Source organism: Paraglaciecola polaris LMG 21857 (genome assembly GCF_000315055.1).
Taxonomy (GTDB): Bacteria; Pseudomonadota; Gammaproteobacteria; order Enterobacterales; family Alteromonadaceae; genus Paraglaciecola; species Paraglaciecola polaris.
This window is the reverse complement of sequence record NZ_BAER01000078.1, coordinates 1-5,130: the sequence shown is the minus strand read 5'-3', so window position 1 is coordinate 5,130 and position 5,130 is coordinate 1. Positions and strand designations below refer to the sequence as shown.

Below are 5,130 nucleotides of genomic sequence, written 5' to 3'. Positions count from 1 at the left end.
GATAAAAACACTATTTAATGGCGTATAACCAAAGTGACAAACGCACTAAATTTAAGCATCAACCATTAATCCGCTTTACCTTCACGCTCTACTTTCAACAGCGCGAGCATGAGTTCGCGTTCTTTGGGTGACAGTGAATCTAAGGTTTTTTTAATGTTATTTCGGTAGCGTTTTAGGGTGACGTCATCGCCGGCAATAGCGGCATCAAGTGTCTGTTCGTACTTGGTGAGTAGCGCGCTCAGTTTAGCGGTGTTTTCCATGTTGGCGGAGTGGGCGGTGTACGCTAAGTACATCGCCCCGCACAGGGCTAAAAATGTCATCACATCAAATTTGAATGAGATAAAAGGGGCTTTTGTTTGGTCGGTCATTTTTGCTGTTCCATCGTCAATGATATTTTTAGTTTGAGTACTTCAACTTGCTGGGCTGCTTCGCCTAAGGCCTGGCTTTGCTGATAATACAAATATTGCATACCCGCAAACATGGCGGCCATTAAAAGCACCAGTATTAAATTGTCTGCTATCCACTCTTTTGCGAAATCAATTACCTTGCTTATCATAGCCTTGCCTTACAATCTGGAAGTTCTTCATACGCAATCGTATTGCTTTCAATCGACTCGCTGATCATTTGCGCCGTTACTGTGCCCAGCACAAAGCAGCGGTATTTTTTGCTGCGCTCAAGCTCGAGTAAAATCAGGTTACTCTGGCCTTTCTCGTTTAGATTATTGAGCAACGCGAGCGTGGCTGGCGTGTCATTTAAGTAGCTAGCCATATTACGCTCAAGGCGCTGCATCAGAGTTTCTTTAGCGATATCCCCTTGGGCCAATTGCAGCCAATACGAGGGGTCATCCACGTTCGAGACATATTCCAGTGCTAACGATTGCCAGTCAGGCTGATAAAATAAGCGCTGCTCAGCAATAAGGCCGATATCCGTACCTTGCATAAAGTTAGGCATACTCACTTCTGCCACCTTCTTATCTGCTAAACGAATGCCTAAATATGCGCCTACGTTCATGTCTTGCTTGAGCAAGGTAATGTTGGTATTAAAAGGTGCAGTCACCTCCCCAATGCCAAGCATTTCGGGAGTAAAATCAAGCACAGAATAAGCGAGGTCGTCATAGCTACGCAGCGAGAAGCTCGTTGTTTCGATATGCGCAACCGGCAGACCATTTTCGTCTCGTGGTAGTTTTTTGTGCACGACACTTGCCACGGCATCCACCACGGCAAGATCACGATAGGTTTTGAAAATACCGTTTTCTAAATCCAGTACGTAACCGAAACCAACGGTAAAGGTTTTATCGAAGGTATCTACATCGCTGAATTCTTCAGCAAAGGCGACCATCATGCCGTGATAGGAGTTCTCGCCCATGACCGACTTGCCCACAGGTATGCCAAATGCAAATACGCCCAGCCCCATGGCAACCACCAAATACACCTTGCTGCGTGCCCACAAATACATGCCGAGTTTGATAAACAACAAGAAAATCGCCAGCAAGCTTGCCGCAATACTTACCGGAGGGATAACTGCCAGTTTCACCGCGTCTTTACCCAACTGAAACATACTGCCACCGGGTGAAAATGCGGCCGTCGCAGCGGTCGATGTCACCATCTGAATAAAAGAAATATTGTCTTGGCTAGCCAGCCACATCTTCTTGTAGCGGCTTTCGGCAATGCTCGGGGTAAAGCTTTCCATGTAATAAGGACCAAGCGCAATTTTCGCCAGTACTTTTATTTCATACAAACGGGCAAAGTCGACCCGATCTAAGTTTTTCTCTGGCACGCCACCAAAACTCGAGCCGTTTTGATACTTCACCCACAACGCCTGTGCTCGACCTTGGTATTTATTCGTGATCGCTTGACGCAATGGGCGCATATCATTCATGGTCCACTCTTTGGCCACGTGCACAGCATTTTCTTTAAATACGGCAATCGCGAGGTTGGTAGCCACTGGCGACTGGTTGTATTGCTCATATTCCATTTCTTCGGAAATACCATACGCCCGATGTAAATACGCTCGGCGACCACGGGTAAACATGCCCATTAGTTGATATTTAGATTTAAGAATTTTAGTTAAATTAACTTCATCAGCCTGTAAATAAACACCAAAGCGTTCACCGTCTTTAAAGGTTAAGTTATTCAGGTATTTAGCAAATTCAGCGCGATAAAAATCACGGCATTCCCGGTCGCACTTCGAGCTTTGATACTTATTGCGGATATCACGGTACACCTTGACGATATTTTCATTTTCGGCGTAGTCTTTACGAAAATCCTCCGCCTTTAACAACTCATTTGAATAAACCTGCCAGTGCTGATTAATCCGCTCGTTGGCTTTGTTTAACAGCTCGGTACGTTCTTGCTCAAGCAAGGCAAAGTTGTTTTCCCGTCTGCTGGCCTCGGTATAGTCTTGCCTAGCTTTTTTATAACTGGCCCACTCCGCTTTATAAATACCATCGAATTTACGAATGCGCGGCAGTGCTTCTTTGCTAAATGTTTCTTCTTGGCGATTTTGTAAAAATACATCCGCCATATTTTGCAGGTTTGATTCAATTAAATGATTAAACCCACCTGAGAAATACGCCAAGGAAGGAATAAGCGCTACCACCAAATCTTTACGCTGTGGGTCACTTACTATCTCATCAAATTCCGGGAAACCTTCAATGGTCACAGATTCAGCCAAATAGGCCTCTTTATAGACGATGGCTCGTACCGCACTGAGTTTTTTCTCGTTCGAGGTGCTATCCACCACGCCATCAATCACAATGCGCAGTGACGGAATAATCAACGCCCATAACAACACAAATGCAATGGGCCTGAACACCCATTTACCGAGTTTGTTAATGCCCTGCTCTACCTGTGCGTCGGTCGTGTCTTTAGCGCCGCCCAAAACATTAAACAGATGGCCTGGCATAAACGAGATAATACCCAAGGCTAAACCAAAGCCCGACAAGGTACGGCCAAATAATTCCAAGCGCTCTGCGGTGAGTTGGTACTCACCAAATACGGCTTCTAGCGGCTTAGCGTACATATCGATTAGCAGTAAATTAAGAGATAATTCAAGGCACACATACACTACGAATAACCCAAGTAATACCAGTATTTTTACCTGCCCAGCGCCCTTAGCTAACATCAATTACCCTGCTTTCTCATGGTCGCTTTACGGCGTATATAGTCGGTACTCACGTCTTGCTTGCGATCTTCACAGTATTTGTACAATGGGTCACTCGGTGCAAGGCGACTGCAACGACTGCCTGCCTGTAATTTTTGATAGGTCGAGTACTTCAGTACATCACCGTTAATGGTCAAGTACTGGCCTGTCGTGAACAAACGTTGCTGTTCGCTCAATTGATTAAAATCAGCATTACTGGGCAATACATTCACTACGCTAGGTAAGTCATTAGCCTTTAACTTGTTGCTAAACTTCTTGCTTGGGGGTTGCACAAAATTATGCGCTTGCATGCAGGCGACAAGAGGCTGTTCGCTCGCAGCGAACGCCTTTAATTCAGCATTAGCGGTATAATCAAGTTTAAAAAACGTACGCTCTTGGGCGGCAGATGTACTCAAAGTATCACCTAAATACAGGTGACTAGCCCCAGCGCTTGAAAGCACAAGGTCATATCCTGCTTGCTCTACTTGCTTAGCAAATTTGCTACTCACCACAAAGCGCGTGCGTTTTACCGGAAATACGCTTTGCATTAGGCTCATCAGCTCACCTAACGCCTTGGCCGTTACATTCGGCTGTGGGCGTATCGTCAATGTATCGTTTGGCATTATTCTCGGGGTTAACACACTGGTCAGCAGGGCAAGGTCAAATTCGCTATTAAACTGCCCGAAGTCGTTGTCTGTGTTAACCACCTTCCAACTGCCATTGACCAGGGCTACATCGAAATAAAAGCCTGCATACAAATCTTGATGCTGACCAATATAAGGCGGCAGGTTAGTACTGCTGATGTGATACAGCATGTCAGCCTCGCACATGCCTTTCATAACAGGTAATACTTCACCGTTATCGGCAATGAGCAAATTACGACTGAGTAAGGCTTGCTGCAACGCAGCATATTGGCTTTGCGAACTGCCATGGGCAGGAAAGGCACTACTGACCAAAATCGCATTCGAATACGCCTCTGGGCGCTTATCCACCGCACAACCAGACACAAATAAAACCGAAAACAAAGCAAGTACAAAAAGCAGGGGGGATTGACGCGATATCACGAAAAATTCCATTTTTATCGTTATTTTCGAATAAACTATAACAGTTAAAAATGTATTGCAAATCAAAGTGTTAATTAGATATTTATGTATTTTAAGCGTATTGGGGAAAAATAAATGGCTAAAAGTATGGCAAACCTGACGGGGTCATATCAATGGTGTTTGCGTGAAGATTAGGTATGTGAATTGAGTGGCAGGTATAGGATCTCGATCGGTAAGGGCTAAGAACGCGAGTTGATCGAAGTCGGAAGTGCCTATCATGGGTGTCATGATAAAAGACACTTCACGATACCGTACTCTGTTACTAAATTAACCTTAGCCCGACGACTACTAACATAACCACATTCGCCAATAGCCCAATTAAAAAGAAATAGGTACGTGGGCTAGGGTTTTTCTCAGTCGAAATTGCATAGTACAACGCCATATGCACAACTCTTGCGACAAGGTACGTCCACACACAAACAGCAAATATTGGGCTTTGGTAGTTTAGAATAAAGGCAAAAACCACCGTGCCGACAAACAAGGCACTGTTCTCTAACGTATTCTGGAAAGTACGATGCGCTCTGAACACAAAACTGTCGTGGGATAAGTTTTTATCTATCTTCCCAGGGATCGCATTAGGCTGCTTAGCTTTACTAAACGTCGCGACCATCCACTGCACGAGTAACATCACCAAATATAAATAGAACGCCGTGTAAGCCGAATAGGCGAGTTCAAACATGTCACTTTCCTTTTATAAATCAATTTGAATCATAGAAGCAAGCTTAGTGCCCGACCTAAGCTATTGATATGAAAGTAATAAGAGTTTTTATGAGATGAGGTGAATGTAACTGGTACAGGGTTATTTATAAGAATTACCAATTCGTAAGTTTATTAAAAACCACCAGTTGAGGAGCAGATTCTAAGCAAAAATACAGCGCCCTTAACA

Annotated in this window: 5 protein-coding genes; all 5 read right to left on the bottom strand. The window is 44.4% G+C overall.

Translation table 11 applies throughout. The annotated features are described in order from the left end of the window. Positions 1–65 precede the first annotated feature (65 nt). Positions 66–368 (bottom strand): hypothetical protein, encoded by a 303-nt coding sequence (locus GPLA_RS14560; RefSeq protein WP_007105704.1) that lies wholly within the window; start codon positions 366–368, stop codon positions 66–68. Beyond that, positions 365–556: a hypothetical protein gene (locus tag GPLA_RS14555; RefSeq protein ID WP_007105703.1), complete on the bottom strand. Its 192-nt coding sequence runs from the start codon at positions 554–556 to the stop codon at positions 365–367. The genes GPLA_RS14560 and GPLA_RS14555 overlap by 4 nt, the downstream gene beginning before the upstream one ends. Beyond that, positions 553–3,123: a hypothetical protein gene (locus tag GPLA_RS14550; RefSeq protein ID WP_007105702.1), complete on the bottom strand. Its 2,571-nt coding sequence runs from the start codon at positions 3,121–3,123 to the stop codon at positions 553–555. Before GPLA_RS14550 ends, GPLA_RS14555 begins: the two co-directional genes overlap by 4 nt. Then, positions 3,123–4,205: a hypothetical protein gene (locus GPLA_RS14545; RefSeq protein ID WP_226993117.1), complete on the bottom strand. Its 1,083-nt coding sequence runs from the start codon at positions 4,203–4,205 to the stop codon at positions 3,123–3,125. Before GPLA_RS14545 ends, GPLA_RS14550 begins: the two co-directional genes overlap by 1 nt. A gap of 301 nt (positions 4,206–4,506) precedes the next feature. Then, positions 4,507–4,923, bottom strand: coding sequence for an MAPEG family protein (locus GPLA_RS14540; RefSeq protein ID WP_007105700.1), 417 nt, complete (start codon positions 4,921–4,923; stop codon positions 4,507–4,509). Between the last annotated feature and the right edge of the window lie 207 nt (positions 4,924–5,130).

Bases quoted from the DNA above. Each gene is read 5' to 3' on its own strand.
- GPLA_RS14560 (WP_007105704.1), bottom strand. From the start codon at position 368: ATGACCGACCAAACAAAAGCCCCTTTTATCTCATTCAAATTTGATGTG.
- GPLA_RS14555 (WP_007105703.1), bottom strand. From the start codon at position 556: ATGATAAGCAAGGTAATTGATTTCGCAAAAGAGTGGATAGCAGACAAT.
- GPLA_RS14550 (WP_007105702.1), bottom strand. From the start codon at position 3,123: ATGTTAGCTAAGGGCGCTGGGCAGGTAAAAATACTGGTATTACTTGGG.
- GPLA_RS14540 (WP_007105700.1), bottom strand. From the start codon at position 4,923: ATGTTTGAACTCGCCTATTCGGCTTACACGGCGTTCTATTTATATTTG.